General features: G+C 70.2%; 11 protein-coding genes. 6 read left to right on the top strand and 5 right to left on the bottom strand.

The window, feature by feature from the left end:
* The first annotated feature begins 13 nt into the window (after positions 1 to 13).
* The gene (locus tag GRQ65_RS09280; RefSeq protein WP_337191596.1) at positions 14 to 1,186 is read left to right on the top strand and encodes a pyridoxal phosphate-dependent aminotransferase; all 1,173 of its coding nucleotides are present in this window, start codon (positions 14 to 16) and stop codon (positions 1,184 to 1,186) included.
* A 4-nt stretch (positions 1,187 to 1,190) separates the two neighbouring features.
* Here the strand turns inward: GRQ65_RS09280 and GRQ65_RS09275 are convergent, their stop codons facing one another.
* Both GRQ65_RS09275 and GRQ65_RS09270 read right to left on the bottom strand, forming a co-directional pair.
* Positions 1,191 to 2,216, bottom strand: coding sequence for a hypothetical protein (locus tag GRQ65_RS09275; RefSeq protein WP_160877519.1), 1,026 nt, complete (start codon positions 2,214 to 2,216; stop codon positions 1,191 to 1,193).
* Between the two features lie 105 nt (positions 2,217 to 2,321).
* Positions 2,322 to 7,067: an ExeM/NucH family extracellular endonuclease gene (locus GRQ65_RS09270; RefSeq protein WP_160877517.1), complete on the bottom strand. Its 4,746-nt coding sequence runs from the start codon at positions 7,065 to 7,067 to the stop codon at positions 2,322 to 2,324.
* A 365-nt stretch (positions 7,068 to 7,432) separates the two neighbouring features.
* Between GRQ65_RS09270 and GRQ65_RS09265 the strand changes: the two genes are divergently transcribed.
* Positions 7,433 to 9,967, top strand: coding sequence for an NB-ARC domain-containing protein (locus GRQ65_RS09265; protein ID WP_160877515.1), 2,535 nt, complete (start codon positions 7,433 to 7,435; stop codon positions 9,965 to 9,967).
* Positions 9,968 to 10,243: 276 nt separating this feature from the next.
* Here the strand turns inward: GRQ65_RS09265 and clpB are convergent, their stop codons facing one another.
* The gene (clpB, locus tag GRQ65_RS09260; RefSeq protein ID WP_160877513.1) at positions 10,244 to 12,847 is read right to left on the bottom strand and encodes an ATP-dependent chaperone ClpB; all 2,604 of its coding nucleotides are present in this window, start codon (positions 12,845 to 12,847) and stop codon (positions 10,244 to 10,246) included.
* 215 nt (positions 12,848 to 13,062) lie between these two features.
* Between clpB and GRQ65_RS09255 the strand changes: the two genes are divergently transcribed.
* From GRQ65_RS09255 to GRQ65_RS09245, 3 genes are read left to right on the top strand one after another with little or no spacing between them, the layout of a single operon-like run.
* Positions 13,063 to 13,803, top strand: a complete 741-nt coding sequence (locus GRQ65_RS09255) for a hypothetical protein (RefSeq protein WP_160877511.1) — start codon at positions 13,063 to 13,065, stop codon at positions 13,801 to 13,803.
* A 13-nt stretch (positions 13,804 to 13,816) separates the two neighbouring features.
* A complete protein-coding gene (locus tag GRQ65_RS09250) occupies positions 13,817 to 14,461 on the top strand; it encodes a hypothetical protein (RefSeq protein WP_160877509.1) in 645 nt (214 codons plus the stop codon).
* Positions 14,458 to 15,960 carry an ATP-binding response regulator gene (locus tag GRQ65_RS09245; protein WP_160877507.1) on the top strand — a complete coding sequence of 501 codons (1,503 nt, stop codon included), beginning with the start codon at positions 14,458 to 14,460 and terminating at the stop codon, positions 15,958 to 15,960. The genes GRQ65_RS09250 and GRQ65_RS09245 overlap by 4 nt, the downstream gene beginning before the upstream one ends.
* Positions 15,961 to 16,055: 95 nt before the next feature.
* Here GRQ65_RS09245 and GRQ65_RS09240 read toward each other — a convergent pair whose 3' ends face one another.
* Positions 16,056 to 17,207 (bottom strand): hypothetical protein, encoded by a 1,152-nt coding sequence (locus tag GRQ65_RS09240; RefSeq protein ID WP_160877505.1) that lies wholly within the window; start codon positions 17,205 to 17,207, stop codon positions 16,056 to 16,058.
* Positions 17,208 to 17,894: 687 nt separating this feature from the next.
* Here GRQ65_RS09240 and GRQ65_RS09235 point away from each other — a divergent pair.
* Positions 17,895 to 18,152, top strand: coding sequence for a hypothetical protein (locus GRQ65_RS09235; protein ID WP_160877503.1), 258 nt, complete (start codon positions 17,895 to 17,897; stop codon positions 18,150 to 18,152).
* 55 nt (positions 18,153 to 18,207) lie between these two features.
* Here the strand turns inward: GRQ65_RS09235 and GRQ65_RS09230 are convergent, their stop codons facing one another.
* Positions 18,208 to 18,744 (bottom strand): DUF1990 domain-containing protein, encoded by a 537-nt coding sequence (locus tag GRQ65_RS09230; RefSeq protein ID WP_337191595.1) that lies wholly within the window; start codon positions 18,742 to 18,744, stop codon positions 18,208 to 18,210.
* Positions 18,745 to 18,772 lie beyond the last annotated feature (28 nt).

Below are 18,772 nucleotides of genomic sequence, written 5' to 3'. Positions count from 1 at the left end.
CTAGCGTGCTGAGGTGGACTCCGCGCGTCTGGCCACCCGGCTGCAGGGCATCGCCCCGACGATCTTCACGCAGATGTCGGCGCTCGCGGTCCGCACCGGCTCGGTCAACCTCGGGCAGGGGTTCCCGGACGCCGACGGTCCGCCGTCGGTCATCGCGGCGGCGGTCGCGGCGCTCGAGGGCGGGCGCAACCAGTACGCCCCCGGCCCGGGCGTGCCTGACCTGCGCTCCGCCGTCGCCCGCCACCAGGCGCGGCACTACGGCCTCGAGCTCGACCCCGACACCCAGGTCGTGATCACCACCGGCTGCACCGAGGCGGTCGCCGGCGCCCTGCTCGGGCTGGTCGACCCCGGCGACGAGGTGGTCGTCCTCGAGCCCTACTACGACTCCTACCGCGCGGTGCTGCAGATGGTGGGCGGCGTACGACGGCCCGTGACGCTGCGCGCGCCGGCGTTCCGCCTCGACGTCGACGAGCTCCGGGCAGCGGTCACGCCCCGCACCCGCTTCGTGCTCCTCAACTCCCCGCACAACCCCACCGGCACCGTGCTCACCCGCGCCGAGCTGCAGGCGGTGGCCGACGTGGCGATCGAGCACGACCTGGTCGTCATCACCGACGAGGTCTACGAGCACCTGGTCTACGACGGCGTCGAGCACGTACCGATCGCGACCCTGCCGGGGATGGCCGAGCGCACGCTGACGCTCTCGTCAGCCGGCAAGTCGTACTCCTTCACCGGCTGGAAGGTCGGCTGGGCCACCGGGCCCGCCGAGCTCGTCGCGGCGGTGCTGGCGGCCAAGCAGTGGCTGACCTTCACCTCCGGCTCGCCGCTGCAGCCGGCGGTGGCTCTCGCGCTCGATTCCGAGCCCGACTTCCCGGCCGACCTCGCCCGCGACCTCCAGTCGCGTCGCGACCTGCTGCTCTCCGGGCTCGCCTCCGCCGGGCTGCCCGCGGCGTCGGTCCCGCGGGGCGCCTACTTCGCCACCACCGACGTCCGCCACCTCGGCTGGTCGGACGCGATGGAGTTCTGCCTCGCGCTCCCGGAGCGCGCCGGCGTCGTCGCCATCCCCTCCCAGGTCTTCTACGACGACCAGGCCGAGGGCGCGCACCTCGTGCGGTTCACCTTCTGCAAGGACCGCTCGGTCATCGAGTCGGGCGTCTCGCGGCTCGCCTCGGCCGACCTGGCCCGGTAGTCCCCTAGGGCCGCGGGGCGGCGTACCACGCCCGCGCCTCGGGGCGCAGGAGCAGCGAGCTGGCGAGAGCGCAGGCGGCGAGCGGCACGACCATGAGCACCGAGCCGATGAGCATGACCAGGCAGAGCACGCCGGCACAGGCGGCGGAGACGGTGAGGGCGATGGCGGCCCAGCGCACCCGGCGCCAGGTGAGGACGCCGAGCGCGAGGGCCACGCCCGACCACACGACGATGACGCCGCCGAGGGTGAACAGCGTGGCGCGCATGACGCCGTCGGTCATGCCCTGCTCGACGAGGTCGGGGTTCTGCCGGCGCACCTCGGCGAAGAGGGCGTCGGGGTCGGCGGCGACCACGAGCATGGTCACGACCAGCAGTGTCGCGGTGAGCCCGGCCGCGATCCAGGTCAGCACGCAGGCCCACACCACGGAGGCGGGGCGCGCCTCGGTCGTGACACGTGACGCCTGACCGGAGGCGTACGGCGTGGGGTGGAGCGGGGGCGCCGACGGCGGCGGCAGGTCGAGCAGCGGGTCGCGCGAGGGCGCGGAGGCCGCGAAAGGGTCCGGACGAGCGGGGCTCGAGGCAGCCGGGCGGGCCGGCGCCGGGGCGCGGCCTGCGAACCAGTCACGCGCCGGCTGGAACCACAGCATCACCGACGCCGCGACGACCAGAGCCGAGACGAGGCCGCCGGTCACGAGGCCGGTCACGAGCAGCGGGAGGGCAAGCACCGAGAGCGCGATCCGCGCACCCTTCGACCGCTGGAGCACCTGCCAGCCGAGGATGGCCGTCGCCGCGGCGCAGGCCGCGGCGACCATCGTCATGACCCGCATCGCCTGGAGCGCGCCCTGCACGCCGATGCCGAGCGAGTCGCCGGGCGGGGTGGAGAGGTAGTCCTCGACCGCCTCGCGGGTCTGCAGCGAGCGCAGCTCGGAGACCTGGCCGAACGCCATGAGCACCACGATCACCGAGCCGGCCAGGATCATCCAGCCGGCCATCGTCACCTGCGGGGGACGCGCGGGCGCCGTGTCACTCATGGGGCTCATCCTCCCAGGCGGGGCCAGCGCCCCCTGACGGCCGTACGACGGGCCGGGGCCCGGGCGACGCGATGGTCACCCGGGCCCCGACGTACGCCGCTGGGATCAGCGGCGCTTCTTCTTGAGCACGACCTTCTGCTTCGTCGTGGTCGTGGTGCCGTCGGCGCCGGTGAAGGTGATCTTCACCGTGACGGTGCGCTTGCCGGTCTTGAGCAGCTTGGCGCGCTGCTTGGCCGTGAGCTTCACCTTCAGCTCGACCTCACCGGCCGCGGTCGTGACGACCTCGACCCGCTTGACCTTGCCGCCCGAGAGGACGACCCTGCCCGGGCCGTTCACCGTCACGGCGAGGGTCGCGGTGCCCTTGCGGGTGTCCTTGTCTACCGAGTCCACCGCCGGCGGCTGCGTCGGCGTCACGGGCTGGGTCGGCTGGGTCTGCGTCGGCTGGCCCGGCTGGGTGCCGGGCTGCACGGTCGGCGGCGTGGTTGTCACCGGGCCGGAGGTGACCGGGATGGTCACCGTGGTCCGGCTGGGGGCCGCCACGACCTCCACGACGTCATCGGCGCGGGCGGTGCCCGGCACGGTGAAGGCGACCGTGGCCGCACCGCTGGCGACGGCCGAGGTGCTGAGCGTCGTACGGGTGCCGCCGCTGACCAGCGACGCCGTCACCGAGGTGTTGGCGGGGCTGCCCAGCGAGGTCAGGTCGAGCTGTGAGAGACCGAACGTCGTCGACTGGCCTGCCGCCAGCCCCGTCGGCAGCCCGGAGGCGCGGACCTGCTGACGGGCGAAGTCCGGCGCGAGACCGGGACGGGCCTGCAGGTAGGAGATCCACAGGTCGCGGTCGACCAGCGCGGTGTCGGTGCCGGTGCCCTGGGCGAACGCGCGGAAGTTGTCACCGCCGTCCTTGAGGAACGACACGGTCGAGACGGTGTAGGTCTTGGCCGGGTCGAGCGGCTGGCCGCTGATCCGCACGCTCGTGACGCGCGAGCCGGCGGCGGCCGTCGGGTCCGTGGTCACCACGACGTTGTCGGAGAGACCGAGCTGCAGGTAGGGACGCGAGGGCACGGTGCCGTCGGCGTTGGTCTGCCACTGCTGCTCGAGGACCTGCTTGAGCTGGGAGCCGGTGAGGCGGACCAGCCACATGTTGTTGGCGAACGGCAGGACCGCGTTGGCCTCGCTGTAGGTGACCACGCCGTCCTTGTCGACGCCGGTCGTCGTCGTGCCCTTGTAGAGGAGCTCGGCGCGCAGGCCGCCGGGGTTGACGATGCCGAGGTCGGGCTTGCCGACGCTGGCCGGGACGCCGTCGCGGAACGCGTTGGCGACCAGGTCGCCGAGCGTGGACTCCGAGGCCCGGTCGTCGCGGGTCGCCCCGTTGGCGGTGTAGGCCGTCGTGATGTCGGCGGTCACCGACCCGACCTGCACGTTGCCGACGGTCTCGGCGTTCTTGAGCGCGGCGTCGGTGATCTCCTTGACCTTCGCAACCCGGGGGTAGGTCAGGTTCTCGGTGGTCGCGCGGGCGACGTTGCGCTGGGTGTAGGACGCGACGTCACCGGTGGCGGCGTCGACCTTGAGCTGGACCTGACCGATGCGCTCGCCGTACGAGCCGGTCTGCAGGATCGGGCGGGTCTTCGTGCTGCCCGGGACCGGGCCGTTGCAGGCGTACTCCTTGTGGGTGTGACCGGTGAAGATCACGTCGACGGCGGCCGAGGTGGTGCGGGCGATCTTGCCGAACGTCGTGTCGGCGGCGATCTCCTGCGCGCAGGTCGCGGTGTCGGGCAGGTTGGCGCCGGCGCCCTCGTGGTACTCCGCCACGATGACCTGGGCCTCGCCGTTCGCGGGGTTGCCGTCGCTCAGCTGGGCGGCGACCCGGTTGACCGCAGCGACCGGGTCTCCGAAGTCGAGGCCGGAGATGCCGCTGGGCGAGACCAACGACGGCGTCTCCTGGGTGACGACGCCGACCACGGCCACGCTCACGCCGTTGACGGTGAAGGTGTCGTACTCCTTCAGGGCGGGCTTGGTCGTGCCCTTCTCGTAGACGTTGGCGCCGAGGTAGGAGAAGTCGGCGGCCGCGTCGACCCGACCGGTGAGGTCGGCGAAGCCCTGGTCGAACTCGTGGTTGCCGACGGCCGAGCTCTTCAGCCCGAGGGCGTTGAGGACGTCGATCGCGGGCTTGTCCTGCTGCACCGAGGAGGCGAAGAGCGAGGCGCCGATGTTGTCGCCGGCGGAGAGGAACAGCGTGCTGCCCTCGCCCGCAGCGGCGCGGAGCTGCTCGATGGTCGTCGCGAACTTCGTGGTGTTGGAGTCGATGCGGCCGTGGAAGTCGTTGATGTTGAGCAGGTTGACGTCAACCGGGGCCGCCGGGACGACCGCGGGCACGTCGATGCCGACCTTGACCGGGTCGTGGTCGGAGGAGCGGAACGCGTTGGCCTCGTAGAAGTCCGTCGCGTTGTAGTTGTAGCGGCTGTACTCGAACGCGATGGACTCACCGGAGTTGATGTTCCAGACGTCCGAGCCGGTGACCCAGGCCTTCGCCTTGGCGTTGCCGAGCACGTGGTCCAGCGAGCCGGACTGGCCGCTGAAGCTGTAGGTGTACTCGCCCTCGGGCGCGAGATTGCTGTAGCCGTCGGCGTAGAGGACCTGCATGGGGTCCTCCTGGCTGTAGGAGTTGAAGTCTCCGGTCAGGAAGACCGCGCCGCTACCGCCGAGGCTGGCCGAGAACTGCTTGGCGAAGTCGGAGAGCGCGCCGGCCTGGGCGATGCGGTCGGGGTTGGCGTTGCCCTGCCCGGTGCCGTCGTCGGTGCCGGAGCCCTTGGACTTGAAGTGGTTGACCACGACGGCGAACGCGTCGGAGTCGGGCGAGCCGACGGCCTTGAAGCCCTGGGCGAGCGGCTGGCGGGCGTTGGAGAACGCCGAGCTGTTCGTCAGGACCTTCGACGAGCCGACGAGGGCGACCTCGGCGGGCTGGTAGATGAAGGCGGTGCGGATGACGTCCTGCGCCGAGGTGGCGGGCAGGTCGGCGGCCGCGGGCGAGGGCACGAGCGCCCAGCGCGAGGAGCCGGCGGCGGTGTTGAGCGCCGTGACCAGCGTCTGGAGGGCCTGGTCGCGGTCCTTGCCGAACTTCACGGAGTTCTCGATCTCCTCGAGGGAGACGACCGAGGCGTCGAGGGTGTTGATGGCCGCGACGATCTTGGCCTGCTGGCGCGCGAGGTTCTCGGCGTTCGCCGCACCGCGGGGGCCGGTGTCACCGCAGGAGTTGGCGGTGATCGGGTTGCCCGCGCGGTCCTTGTAGGTCGACGTGCAGCCGGCGAGCTCGGCGGTCTGGGTGAAGTAGTTGAGCACGTTGAACGACGACAGCGTGATGTCGCCGCCGACCTCGGCGGGCTTCGCCTCCTGGGTCCGCGTGTTGGCGAACGTCGCGGTGCCCGCGCCGTCGCCGGTGACCTGCTGGCGGGGCTGGAACTTCCAGGTGCTGTTGCGGGACTCCAGGATCACCGGGCTGGTGAGCGTCGCCCGTGCCCCGACCCGGACCGGGTTGGCCTTCGAGAGCCACGGGAGCGGGATCGCCTTGTTGGCGTCGCTGCCGAGGAAGTTGATGCTCGCGCCGTCGTCGAGGACGACGCCGCGCTCGTAGTTGTCCTTCACGACTGCGGCGACCGCGGCGGTGTCCTGCGCGTCGGCGACCTCGGTCGGCGTGATGAGCGGCTTGGTGCCGGTCGCCAGCCCGATCTCGGCGTACTGGTTGGTGGAGTAGGTGTTGGTGACCGTGAAGGTGTTCGTCGGGGCGAGCAGCTCGCCCTCGTGGGCCTCGCGGTCCGCCTCGGTGGTGGGGTACGCCGTCGCGAGCGGGGTGACCGCGCTCAGCGCGGGCGTCACCGGGGTGACGGCGTTCGAGGTGATCTGCGTGCTGCCGTTGAACTCGCTGACCGCACCGGTCACCTGCACCGAGGCTCCGACGGCCGGGAAGTTCGCCGCGCCGAGCGAGGGCGCGTAGACGAACACCGCGTCGGAGGCGCCCGGCGTGGCGTCGTTCGCGCCACCGGTGCCGCCGGTCTGGAGGTAGTAGCCGTTGAACCCGCCGGTCGGGTACGCCGCGGTCACGACGCCCTGGGCGGTCACGGTCTGGCCGGCCTTGGGGCTGGTCGCGACGTCCTTGCCCTGGATCTCGGCGATCGGGGTCACCGTGCCGCCGGTCGGCGGCGGGTCGGTCGGGGTGGTGGTGCCACCGCCACCGCCCGGGGTGGGCGACGGCGCGGCGAGGCTGATGTCCGCGGCGTTGGAGTCGCTGTCGGCGCCGTTCGCGGCACGGTTGAGCGACTGCGTCGTCGTCGCGGCGACGGTGGCGGCAGCCTTCTCGTAGCTCTGCGCACCGCTCGTGCCGACCATGTCGACGACACCGGCGGCGCCGGCGAGGTCGCCGGTGCCGTACGTCGTCGCGGTGCCCAGGATCGTCTGCCCGCCCGCGGCGGCCATCTGGATGTTGGTCGACGAGACCTGGTCGGGCGTCGGGAGCGCGGCGCCGTTGGTGCCGGCCGTTCCCATCTGCACCAGGAAGGTCTTACCCGCTCCGACCGTGCCGGTCAGCGCGAGCGTGCCGCCGACGTTGTTGTTGTTGGCGCGGTACTGCAGGTTGAGCCCGCTGAGCGAGATCGTCGCCGTGGTCGGGTTGTAGAGCTCAACGAAGTCGGCGTTGTAGACGGCGCCGTTGTTGCCCCCGGCGCCGTACACCTCGTTGACGACCAGGCCGGTGCCGGTCGGGTTGGCAAGGGCTGGAGCAGCGGCGAAGACGCTGATCCCGCTGGATGCGACGGCCAGGGCAACGATGCCGAGGCCGAACCGCTTCCGCGATGAAGGCATAGGAGTACTCCGGTTCGGATGGGGAGGCGCGCGCTGCGGACCCCTCGTCCGCGCGCCCGGCCGACCCAACAGAGACTTCCGATACGGAAGTCACCCGGGAGGTGAACGGCCAGTGACCTCCGGCGGTCCGGTGTGCACCCAGTGGACCCCACTTGGCAACCCCGAATGACCCGACCTAATAACACGGGAGTCGTCTAGGGTCGCACATTCCGCGCGTCAAGGCGAACTTCATCTGCAGCGATTCAGACTGCGAGAACTGAAAGGTAGGACCCCGTTGAGCGCCTTGAGTTGCAGGTCGCGCGATTCGGATCAACACGCAACTCCGCACATGTTGCAGACCCCGACACCAATGCTAGTTTCGCTAGATGGTCAGCGTGTCAAGCCGGACTGCGTACGTTCTACTCGCGAGCATCGAAGATGAGTTCCGGGCCATCTCGGATCGCTTTCTCGGAGATCAGGCCCCGCGCGACGTCCTAGACGTTGCGCTCTACGACCGCGCAGCGGAACGTCGGCTCCGCGACGGGCTGTCTGGGGAGCCAGAGGCTTTGGCCCAACTCCTCCCCTACCTCGACTTTCAAGACAGTTATCAATTGGCCAGCTCCGCAGGTGAGGCGCTGCCGGAGGATCTCAGATCAGGTTTGCGCGCAATATCGAAAGGCGTCGGCCGGATAACGTCGGTCCGAAATCGGGTCGCCCACAACCGTCCTCTCGAGGTAGACGACCTTCCTACCATAGTCGACTTTGCGGCAACTTTGGCCAGCATTGACGGGTGGGATTGGACTTTCGTGGTTCAAACCCAGCAGGAGCTCGCATCCGACCCCGGATACATTTTCCGGGTGTCGGCGCAGCTAATTGTCGACCCCGATACGTCCGTTCCGAACAACCTCCCCTCACCTGACTTCGACGAGACATCACTGCTTGGCCGCAAGGAAGAGCGACGGCAGATTCTCCGGGCACTTCGCGGCGCTTGGCCGGTCATTTCAATCCTCGGCGACGGCGGGATTGGCAAGACCGCTCTCGCATTACAAGTTTGCTACGACCTTGTCGCGATGGAATCGTGTCCGTTTGAGGTCATTGTCTGGGTCACAGCCAAAAATGCGCAGCTCACTTCGACCGAGATTGTCAGGATCGAGTCGGCCGTCGAGGACTCGCTGGGCCTCTTCGCTTCCGCAACCGAAGCTCTCGGCGGAACCGGGAACTCTGCCGAGGCAATCAATGAGTTGCTTGATGTCCTTGACATCTTCCCGACGCTACTAGTTCTGGACAACGTAGAAACGGTTCTCGACGAGAATTTTCCGATTTTTTTGAGGGATGTACCAGTTGGCAGCAAGGTCTTAATCACAAGTCGTATTGGAGTGAAAACCGAGAACCCCTTCCGGCTGAAGGGCCTATCCCCAGATGACGCGGCTCGCTTGATGAGGATAATCGCCCGCTCGCGGGGTATAGATCTCGGGGCCGTAGCCTCACAGGAGGATCTGCAAACTTGGTCCGAGAGGATGAGTTGTCATCCGGCTTACATCAAGTGGTTCATGTCGGGGCTCCAAACTGGCCAGACTCCCGAACAGCTCCTTAGTGACAATGGTCTTCTGCTCGACTACTGCATGTCGAACGTCTTCGACTACCTCAACGCAACTGCTAGAACAGCGCTTGTCGCCATGCTGGTCGTGCCCGGCTCGCACACGATGGCAGAACTTGCCTTCCTCACTGACCTAGACGCAGCACAGATTCAGCAGGCGATTCTTGACTTGACTACCACGAACTTCGTGTCACAGGTCCGTGGCGGCGCCTCAGGGACTGCACTCGAGTTGAGCGACTTCGCCCGGGCGTACCTCAGGAGAACGCTTGACATCGACGGGGCGGAACGGCGACTTCTGATGGAGAAGCAAACGCAGCTATATGCACTTGGAGGCGGCCTGAGGGCGGCACATTCCTTGAACCCTTTCCATTCCGATACCATTGACATTCGGGGGGTCGGGGACTATTCGGCGGCCAAACTCCTGCGCGAGGCCATCGACGAGTCCGAAAGTGGACGCGTGGACCAGGGGTTGCGTCTGTGCGCGGAGGCTGCGGAACTAGCGCCCGGCTATCACGAGGCCTCAAGGGTCGAGGCGTTACTGCACGAGAGGGCTACCAACTTCGGCGAAGCGTACGAAGCCTACTCGCGCGCGAAGGACTTAGCGCCCGAAGATGCATACGTCGCTTACCACTTTGGCGACTTCATGGTGCGGTCAGGCTTCAATCCGGCCTACGGGCTTCGCGAACTCCAACGAGCAGCAAAGCTCAAGCCAGAATCCTCTTTCCTCCAGCTCGCTATAGCCGATGCGCATATCAATGGCGGCGACACGGAATCAGGGATGGAAGCAGCAGCGTACGCTCTGCGCGCAGCCGACGGCGCTGAACAAACCGACGCCTTGTACGTGCTCTGGAGAGCGTGCGCATTCAAGGGGCAAACTTCGGTAGCGGCAGCAGATTGGGCCCGCCTCGCCGAGGACTTGGAATTTACCTTAGGCGCCAACAAGTTAGCCAGCGGCGCGGATCTCGTTCCCGCTCTGGACTTCCTTCTCTGGCTTGAGCGTATGGCCGCGTCCGGCGCAACTAACGCTACTGACAACTTCATCGCGAGCAAGTTGACCGAGCTCTCCGAAGCCCTCCGAGTTGGACGACTATCTGAAGACGCATCGCACGCGTTTAGAGAGATTGGAACAGTCGAGTCTCTGGTGGCTGCACGAGGCTTTGGCTTTCTTCGAGCCAGCGGTGGACAGTTCTTTTTCCACGCCACGCAGTTGTGGGATCGTCGCTCATTCGACTCACTTCTGTTGGGTTCGACGGTCGCCTTCACTCCGGGCGCCCATCCCCGCGACGGGAAGCCAGAGGCAAAATCCGTGAACTGGATTGGGTGAAGGGGTTCGTACGACTCCAATTGCTAACTGGCACGGACGGCCGAACCGGCCTTGCCCGGTACGCCTAGATGCCAATGGAGTCAAGCGTTGAGATGGTCCAATCTCTTCGGGACCAAGCGGCTGGGCAGCTCGACTCGGGCCGCCAATTATGCCGACCGCCGCAATTCGCGTGCCCACGTCGCATACGCAGCCTGCACAAGAACTCAACGATTGTGACCCCGGTCCCGACCCGCAGTTGATGGCCCCCTGGCCGTCGAGCGGGAAGGGCCCTCCGCGTCAGCTGGTCGCGGTCAGCACCAGCCCGGCGCCGTCGTCGGGCGCGCGGTCGACGGTGACCGAGCCACCGTCAGCGACCTGGCCACCGATGAGCAGGCGGGAGAGCGGGTCGCCGATGGCGGTCTGGATGAGGCGGCGCAGGGGGCGGGCGCCGTACGCCGGGTCGTAGCTGGTCTCGGCGAGCCAGGTCTTGGCCTCGTCGGTGACGGAGATGGTGATGCGGCGGACGGCGAGGCGCTTCTCCAGCAGGCCGAGCTGCAGGTCGACGATCTCGGAGAGCTGTTCGAGGGTGAGCGCGTCGAACATGACGATCTCGTCGAGCCGGTTGAGGAACTCCGGCTTGAACGACGCGCGCACGGTCGCCATCACCGAGTTGCGGCGGGCCTCGGCGTCGAGGAGAGGGTCGACGAGGAAGTTCGAGCCGAGGTTGCTGGTGAGGATCATCAGCGTGTTGCGGAAGTCGACCGTGCGGCCCTGGCCGTCGGTGAGGCGGCCGTCGTCGAGCACCTGCAGGAGGATGTTGAAGACCTCGGGGTGGGCCTTCTCGACCTCGTCGAGGAGCACGACGGAGTACGGGCGCCGGCGCACGGCCTCGGTGAGCTGGCCGCCCTCGTCGTAGCCGACGTAGCCGGGAGGGGCGCCGACGAGGCGGGCGACCGAGTGCTTCTCGGAGTACTCGCTCATGTCGATGCGCACGATCGCGCGCTCGTCGTCGAAGAGGAAGTCGGCCAGCGACTTCGCGAGCTCGGTCTTGCCGGTGCCGGTGGGGCCGAGGAAGAGGAACGAGCCGGTCGGGCGGTTGGGGTCGGAGATGCCGGCGCGCGAACGGCACACGGCGTCGCTGACGGCGTTGACCGCGGCGCGCTGGCCGATGAGCCGCTCGCCGAGGACGTCCTCCATCTGCAGCAGCTTGCTGGTCTCGCCCTCGAGCAGGCGGCCGGTCGGGATGCCGGTCCAGGCCTCGACGACGTCGGCGATCTGCTCGGGGCCGACCTCCTCGCCGACGAGCGGCTCGGTGTCGGTCTGCTGCTCGGTCACCTCGACGTTCGCGATCTGCGCCTCGAGCGCGGGGATGCGGCCGTAGAGGATCTCGCTGGCGGCCTCGAGGTTGCCCTCGCGGGTCATCCGGTCGGCCTCCATGCGCAGCTGGTCGAGCTGGCGGCGCAGCTCGCCCTCGCCCTCGAGCGAGCTCTTCTCGCGCTCCCAGCGCGCCTCGAGCCCGCGCAGCTCCTCCTCGCGGTCGGCGAGGTCCTGGCGCAGCGTGGCGAGGCGGTCGACGGAGGCCGCGTCGGTCTCCTTCTCGAGCGCGAACTCCTCCATCTTGAGCCGCTCGACGGAGCGGCGGAGCTGGTCGATCTCCTCCGGGGAGGACTCGATCTCCATGCGCAGCCGCGAGGCGGCCTCGTCGATGAGGTCGATCGCCTTGTCGGGCAGCTGGCGGCCGGTGATGTAGCGGTCGGAGAGGGTCGCGGCGGCGACGAGCGCGGCGTCGGTGATGCGGACGCCGTGGTGCGCCTCGTACTTCTCCTGGATGCCGCGAAGGATCTGGATGGTGCCCTCGACCGACGGCTCGCCGACGAAGACCTGCTGGAAGCGGCGCTCGAGGGCGGGGTCCTTCTCGATGCGCTCGCGGTACTCGTCCAGTGTCGTCGCGCCGATCATGTGCAGCTCGCCGCGGGCCAGCATCGGCTTGAGCATGTTGCCGGCGTCCATCGCCGAGTCGCCGCCGGCGCCCGCGCCGACGACGGTGTGCAGCTCGTCGATGAACGTGATGACCTGCCCGCCGGCGTCCTTGATCTCCTCGAGGACGGCCTTGAGCCGCTCCTCGAACTCGCCGCGGTACTTCGCGCCCGCCACCATCGCGGCCAGGTCGAGCGAGAGCACGCGGCGGCCCTTGAGCGAGTCGGGCACGTCGCCGGCGACGACGCGCTGGGCGAGCCCCTCGACGACGGCGGTCTTGCCGACGCCGGGCTCGCCGATGAGCACGGGGTTGTTCTTGGTGCGTCGCGACAGCACCTGCACGACGCGGCGGATCTCGGAGTCGCGGCCGATGACCGGGTCGAGGCGGCCCTCCTCGGCGGCGGCGGTGAGGTCGACGCTGTACTTCTCCAGCGCCTCGTACGTCGACTCGGCCTCCTGGCTCGTCACCCGGCGGTTGCCACGGATGGCGGTGAGCCCCTCGCGCAGGCCCGCCTCGGTGAGGCCGTGGTCGGCGAGCACCTTCTGGGCGCTGCTCTCGGTGCCGGCGAGCGCGATGAGCAGGTGCTCGCTGGCGACGAAGTCGTCCTTCATCGACCGGGCGAGGTCCATCGCGGAGGCCAGCACGCGGGTGAGCTGGGCCGAGGCGCCGGGCTGCTGGACCGTCGTACCGCTTACGCGCGGCAGCGCGTCGGCAACCTTCTCGGCCTGCGCGAGCAGCACGCGGACGTCGACGCCGGCCTTGATGATCATGGTGGTCGCCGAGCCCTCGACGTCGTGCAGCAGCGCGACGAGCAGGTGGATCGGCTCGGTCGCGGTGTTGCCGGCGGTGGTCGCGGCGAGCTGGGCCGCCTCGATGGCGCTGCGGCTGCGGGTCGTGAACTTGTCGGCCCCGAACTGGCTCATGCGGATCAGTCTCCTGCGCTGACGTGGGTCGTGTCTTGTCAGTCCCAACATCCGAAGAGTTGAGTCAATTCCACTCAACTCTGACAGGTGTCGCGGAGTTCCCGTCGGGCCTGTTGAGAACTCAACAGAACGCCGACAGTCCCCTGCGTTCCGGCCCGGCGACCCCACTCCCGTCCCTACTGTCACTCGGGTCCGACCAGTGGGAGGTGAGGGACGTGCACGCAGTCGTGTCCGCAGCCGCGGCACCGGGTGCCACCGTGCTCGCGCACACCCTCCACTATGCGATCGTCGGCGGCGGCGCACTCGGCGTCGTCGCGCTGCTGGCTCCCCGGTGGCTGCCCAGCCCGAGCGCGCCGCGCGACGCCCACGAGGCGCGGGTGCAGGCGCTGCGCCAGGCCCTCGCCGCGCCGTACGACGCGACCCGACTGCTGGAGGCGGGCCGACCGTCGTACGCCGGACCGCGGGTCGGCACGCCGGCGAGCCTGAGTGAGCGCGTCCTGCTGCCGCTCGCCGTCGTGGCCTCCGCGGCGGCCGCCGGGGTGCACGCGGCGGCGGGGCCGGCGCACTTCCGCGAGGCGACGGTGTTCGGGCTGTTCTTCACGGCCGGCGCGCTGGCGCAGCTGGCGTGGGCGGGCGGCCTAGCGCTGCGCCCGACCCCGCCGCTCCTGGTCGCGGGTGCCGTCGGCAACCTCGCGGTGGTCGCCCTGTGGGCGACGACCCGCACGATGGGCCTGCCGTGGGGGCTGCTGCCGCAGCCGGAGGCGATCGGGCCCTGGGACCTGGCCAGCGTGGCGTGGGAGCTGCTCGTCGTCGGGTGCTGCGTCGCGGCGCTGCGGAGCGGCGTACCGCAGACCCGGCTCGCCGACGCGGGCCGGTGGCACCCGGGCGTGCGGTGGTTCGCCGTGGCCTCGGTGCTCGGACTGGTGATGCTCTCGCTCAGCGGCGCGGGCTCGTGAGGAGACGGCACAGGTGAACCTCGGGAGCTGGCAGCTCGGCCTGGTCTGCAATGCGGTGATCATGGTCGCCTACGGGTGCATCGCGATGGCGATCGTCGTGCCGCTGTGGCGCAGCCGGCAGCTGCGCACCAACGCCCTCGGCGGCGCGACCGCGGCGATCTTCTTCACCTGCGCGGTCCACCACGGTGCGCACTCGATCCACATGCTCATGCCGTCCCTGGGCGTCGACGACCCGCGGGGGCTCGCGATGCGCGAGGCGTGGGGCTGGCCGCTGGCCGGGTGGGACGTGATCGGCGCGCTGGTGGCGCTCTACTACCTCAGCCTGCGCCGCAGCTACGGCTCGCTCCTGCAGGGCGCTCAGCTCTTCGAGGACATGCGGGTGCGCGAGCAGCAGGCCCTCGAGCTCAACGACACCGTGCTGCAGGGGCTCGTGGTCGCCAAGATGGCGCTCGACCTCGACCAGCCCGCCCGGGCCGAGCAGGCGCTCGCCTCCTCGATCAGCTCCGCCAGCAAGATCATCACCGAGCTGCTCGGCAGCAAGCACCACACGCTCGACCTCATCCGCAGCGTGCCTGCGGCCGTGACGGTCGGGGCAGACACGGCGCCCGCCTCGGAACGGGTCGTCCAGGACATCGGCAAGGAAGGGGACCCCCGATGACCCTCAGCGCGACCACCCTCGGCGCCACCCGGGTGCGCCCGAAGCGCGTCGTCATCATCGACGACACCTTCGACCTGCGCGAGCTGCTCCGCATCGCGCTCACCCGCGGCGGCATGGAGATCGTCGGCGAGGCGGGCGACGGTCTGGCGGGCATCGAGGCCGTGCGCACCGAGCGCCCCGACGTCGTCCTCCTCGACCTGTCCATGCCGGTCATGGACGGTCTCGAGGCGCTGCCGAGCATCCGCCGCCTGGTGCCGTCGGCCAAGATCATCGTGCTGTCGGGCTTCGGCGCCACCCAGATGTCGGAGCGTGCGCTGGCCACCGGTGCCGACGGCTACCTGCAGAAGGGAATGTCGCTCAAGCGCATCCTCGAGCACGTCCAGGAGATCGCCGAGGGCGGCCGCGAGACCCCCAGCGTGCCGGCGACGCCCGCGCACCCCGCTCAGGTGTCCGAGCCGCCCGCCCGCCACGTCGCCCAGCCCGACCCGGTCCTCGACGCCGCGCCCACGGCGCCCGCGGCCGCCGCGATGCCGGAGGTGTCGGCGTGGGACGCGCTCGCGCTGGCGCCGTACGGCGTGCTGGAGGTCGCCGACGAGCCGTTGTTCCGCATCATCCACGCCAACCCCACCGCCCAGCGCCTGCTCGAGAACCGCGCCCGCCACGGCACGCCCCTCGGCACCGTCGCCCCGCTGCTGAGCAACCTCGTCGCCTACAACCGCCTCGACGGCGAGGCGTCGTTCGTCGCGGAGGTCAACGGGGTCGGCGTGCACGCCACCCTGCGGCGGGCGAGCAACTCGCTGCTCGTCTTCCTCGACTCCAGCGCCGAGGACCACGGCGTCCTGCGCCGCGCGATCGCCACCACGGCCCACGAGATCCGCGGCCCGGTCGCGGTGCTGTGCGGCATCGCGGAGTCGATCGCCGCCGACGGCGCGACGATGAGCGAGGCGCAGCGGCAACGGCTCATGTCGTCGGTGACCCGTCAGGCGCGGGTGCTCGACAGCATCACCGCCGACCTGCTCACCGCCGCCGAGCTGCAGCGCGGCTCGCTGCGCCTGGCCCCCGAGCAGGTGCGCCCCGCCGACGTCGTGCGCGCGGTCGTCGACGACCGCTACCTCGTGCACGTCGAGACCGTCGTGCGCGACGACCGCACCGTGCTCGCCGATCCGCTGCGTCTCGAGCAGATGCTCGGCAACGTCCTCGGCAACGCGTTGAAGTACGGCCGCGCGCCGTTCGTCGTCGCCGTCCGCCCCCACCGCGACCAGCCCCACCTCGTCGCCATCGAGGTCAGCGACTGCGGCGACGGCGTGCCGGAGGAGTTCCGCGACCGACTGTTCCGCGAGTACACCCCCGCCGGCGGCTCCGTCGCCACCGGCACCGGCCTCGGGCTCTACGTCGTCCGCTCGCTCGCCGAGGCCCAGGGCGGCGACGCGACCTACACCCCCGGACCCGACGGCGGTGCGTGCTTCACCATCGCGCTGCCGGCGTACGACGTCGACTGAGTCGGTCGCTCGGTCGGCGGCCTTCGCGGGCCGGTGCGGTAGTCACCGACGTTCTGGGGCCTGAGAGCCGTCTCAGACCCCCGGAACGTCGGTGACTACCGCACGTCGACCTCCTCGAACGTCTCACCGTCGTCCGCCGAGACGTAGACCCGCTGCTCCCAGGTGGTGAGCCAGACGAGCTGCTGGTCGGCGTCGGCCTCCAGTCGCACCACGTCGCCGTAAGCACCCCGCCGCTGACTCAGCGGCGGTGAGAACGTCGCCTCGCTCGGCGCCGAACGGGTCCAGTCGTCGCCGTCGCTGACCCACAGCCCGCCGCGACCGCGCACCGTCAGCGCGGTCAGCAGCCGGCCGTCCGCAAGAACCACAGCGCCGCTGACCTGGGCTCGTGCCGGCTCGACCACGTCCTGCGGCGCCTCACCATCTCGCGCGACCCGGCGGAACGGCGGAACGGTCGCGCCGTCGGCACCATCGACGGACACCGTCGTTCCCGGTCGCAGCGAGCCGTCCCCCGTGGCCGCCACCCTTGCTCGGAGCTCGTCGGCGTCACCAGACTCGTAGCGCGCCTCGCCCCCGGCATGCCTGGACACCGCGATCGCCGGCAGGCACTCGTCGTGGTCGCACGAGACCCCCCACACCGCCGTGACGTCGTACCCGTCACCGTCCCGGGTGAGGCGCACTCCGTAGAGGTTGTCGGCACGGGCGACCAACTCCTGCAGCGTCTCGTGGGCTCGGGGTCCGCCTCGCTCGACGAGCTGCCACACCAGCACGCGGGTGGCCGCCGGGTCGCCGGGCACGACGACGCTCCAGGTGTCGCGCCCGATCTCGAGGCGGTGGACGGCGTCAGGCCCGGCGGGCACGACGGACACCGGTCGCCCGCGCACCTCGTAGGTCCGCGCCGCCTCGACCGGCGGCGCCAGGCGCGTCTGCACGACGTACGCCTGCACGTCGAGTCCCTTCCACCGCGCGGCGACCGACTGCACCGCACCGCCGTGGGAGGGCTCGTACTCCCCGAGCGCCACCGCGCGCACGGCTCGCAACGTACGCCGGGCGCGTGCGTAGAGCTGCGGGTGGCTCATCTGTGCCGGCACCACCGACGGCACACCCGACGGCACGGCCGAGGGAGTCACCACGTCGACGGCGGTCGTGGTCGCCGTGGGCTGCGGCGACAGCGACGCCCGGTCGGAGTCGTCGTCGCACCCCGCGACGGGCAGGAGGAGCAGCGGCAGCATCAGGAGTCCCCGTCTCACGGCCCTCAGACGCTCACCGGGCATCGCTGGTTGCCTCAACCGGCCACCGTTCGTCCACAGGAGCCGGCACAGCATTCCCCCGGGGCGCCCCGATCCCTCGGCTCGCGAGCACACCCCTACCGATCGGGGTCCTCGTGCGCCGACTGCTCCCTGTCCTCGTCGGCCCGAGCGCCTCGGCGATGCCGGTGCCGCTCGAGCCGGGCGCCGCTGCCCAGGCCGAGTCGAACGTCCGATGCGGCACCGGTCTCGTCGGGGCGGGGAGCGACGGTCGCGTGCGCCCGCGCGGCTTCACCAACGCCCGGCTCAAGGTCAGCCTCGTGACCCGACAGAAGCTCAAGAGCGACGTCACCGCGTGGGGGCTCTACAGCCAGAACGACGACGGTCTCACCCTGGCGGCTGTCACCGGCTCTGGCCGTCCGGAGCTGATCACCCTGAAGCGCACGAAGCAACGGCTCGCGATCGCGCGGGTCAGGAAGCTCGACCAGCGAGGCTCCACTCCCCCGGTGTTCACCGACGGCTACTCCTCCTTCGCCTACACCGTGGGCGGCGACAGCCTGCAGCGGTGGACCCTCACCCCGGGACCAGCGGGACCGGATCAGGTACGTCGGTCCGCAGCGCATCGCCTCCGGGTTCGGGTTCGGCGACGCGACCGCGATCACCTCCGGCCGAATCTGCGACATCGGCAAGGTGCCGACCGAGATCCTCTACCTCACCCGCGCGGACGGCTCGATGTCACAGGTGCGGGTGGAGGAGACCAAGGGCAAGCCGCGGGTGCGCACGCTGCAGATCGCGAGCACCGGCTACGCCGGCGTCACCGAGCTGGCCTGGTCCGTCTGCGTCAAGCCCCGGGGGGCGGCATCGCTCATAGCCGTCGTGCCGAGCGAGGACCGCGCGACGTGGACCACGGTCGCGCGGGTCGGCACCGAGCCGCGAGACACGCTGTGAGGCGACCCCGAGGGCGACCTCGACTGGAGCCTGATCACCGCCGCCTACTGACCCCTCAGCGGTCGAGCGCCCCGAGGTAGCGCGTCGTCATGAACGACTGGAACGCCGTGGCCGCCGGCCCGCCGAGCCGGGTCAGCAGGGTGCCGGGGCGCGAGAACGCTGTGATGGTCAGCGTGATCGCGCCGTCGTCCCCCTGGCGCAGCCAGAACGACTCCTCGCCCTGCTCGGGGTGGCCGGGCAGCGTGCCGTAGACGAACCCCGCCTCGCCGGGCTCGTCGACGACGCGCACCACCCGGCACGGGATCCGCAGCGAGAGCGGACCCGGACCGAGCCGCAGCACCACCACCGTGTCCTCGCGCAGCGGGACCTCGGAGGCCGCGACCTGCAGCCCCGAGCGCGCCTGCACCTGCCAGGCGAACAGGTCCCGCGCGGCGCCGTCCAGGTCGCGCCGGCGCAGCACCCGCGACTTCTCGAGCCAGCCGTAGCCCGGCGGTGGACCGGTCAGGTCCTCCCCCACCGGCGTGTAGGTGAGCGGCTGCGCGCGCAGCTGCTCGGTCTCGTCGTCGCTCAGTCGTCGTACGTCTCTCCCCACCCGGCCATCATGACCGGGATCCGGTGAC

It is taken from the genome of Nocardioides flavescens (assembly GCF_009823805.1).
GTDB classification, from domain to species: Bacteria; Actinomycetota; Actinomycetes; order Propionibacteriales; family Nocardioidaceae; genus Nocardioides; species Nocardioides flavescens.
This window is presented reverse-complemented; position numbering and strand designations above follow the sequence as displayed.

Coding starts and splice junctions, on each gene's coding strand:
- GRQ65_RS09275 (WP_160877519.1), bottom strand. CDS start 2,216: ATGAGTGACACGGCGCCCGCGCGTCCCCCGCAGGTGACGATGGCCGGC.
- GRQ65_RS09270 (WP_160877517.1), bottom strand. CDS start 7,067: ATGCCTTCATCGCGGAAGCGGTTCGGCCTCGGCATCGTTGCCCTGGCC.
- GRQ65_RS09265 (WP_160877515.1), top strand. CDS start 7,433: ATGGTCAGCGTGTCAAGCCGGACTGCGTACGTTCTACTCGCGAGCATC.
- clpB (WP_160877513.1), bottom strand. CDS start 12,847: ATGAGCCAGTTCGGGGCCGACAAGTTCACGACCCGCAGCCGCAGCGCC.
- GRQ65_RS09245 (WP_160877507.1), top strand. CDS start 14,458: ATGACCCTCAGCGCGACCACCCTCGGCGCCACCCGGGTGCGCCCGAAG.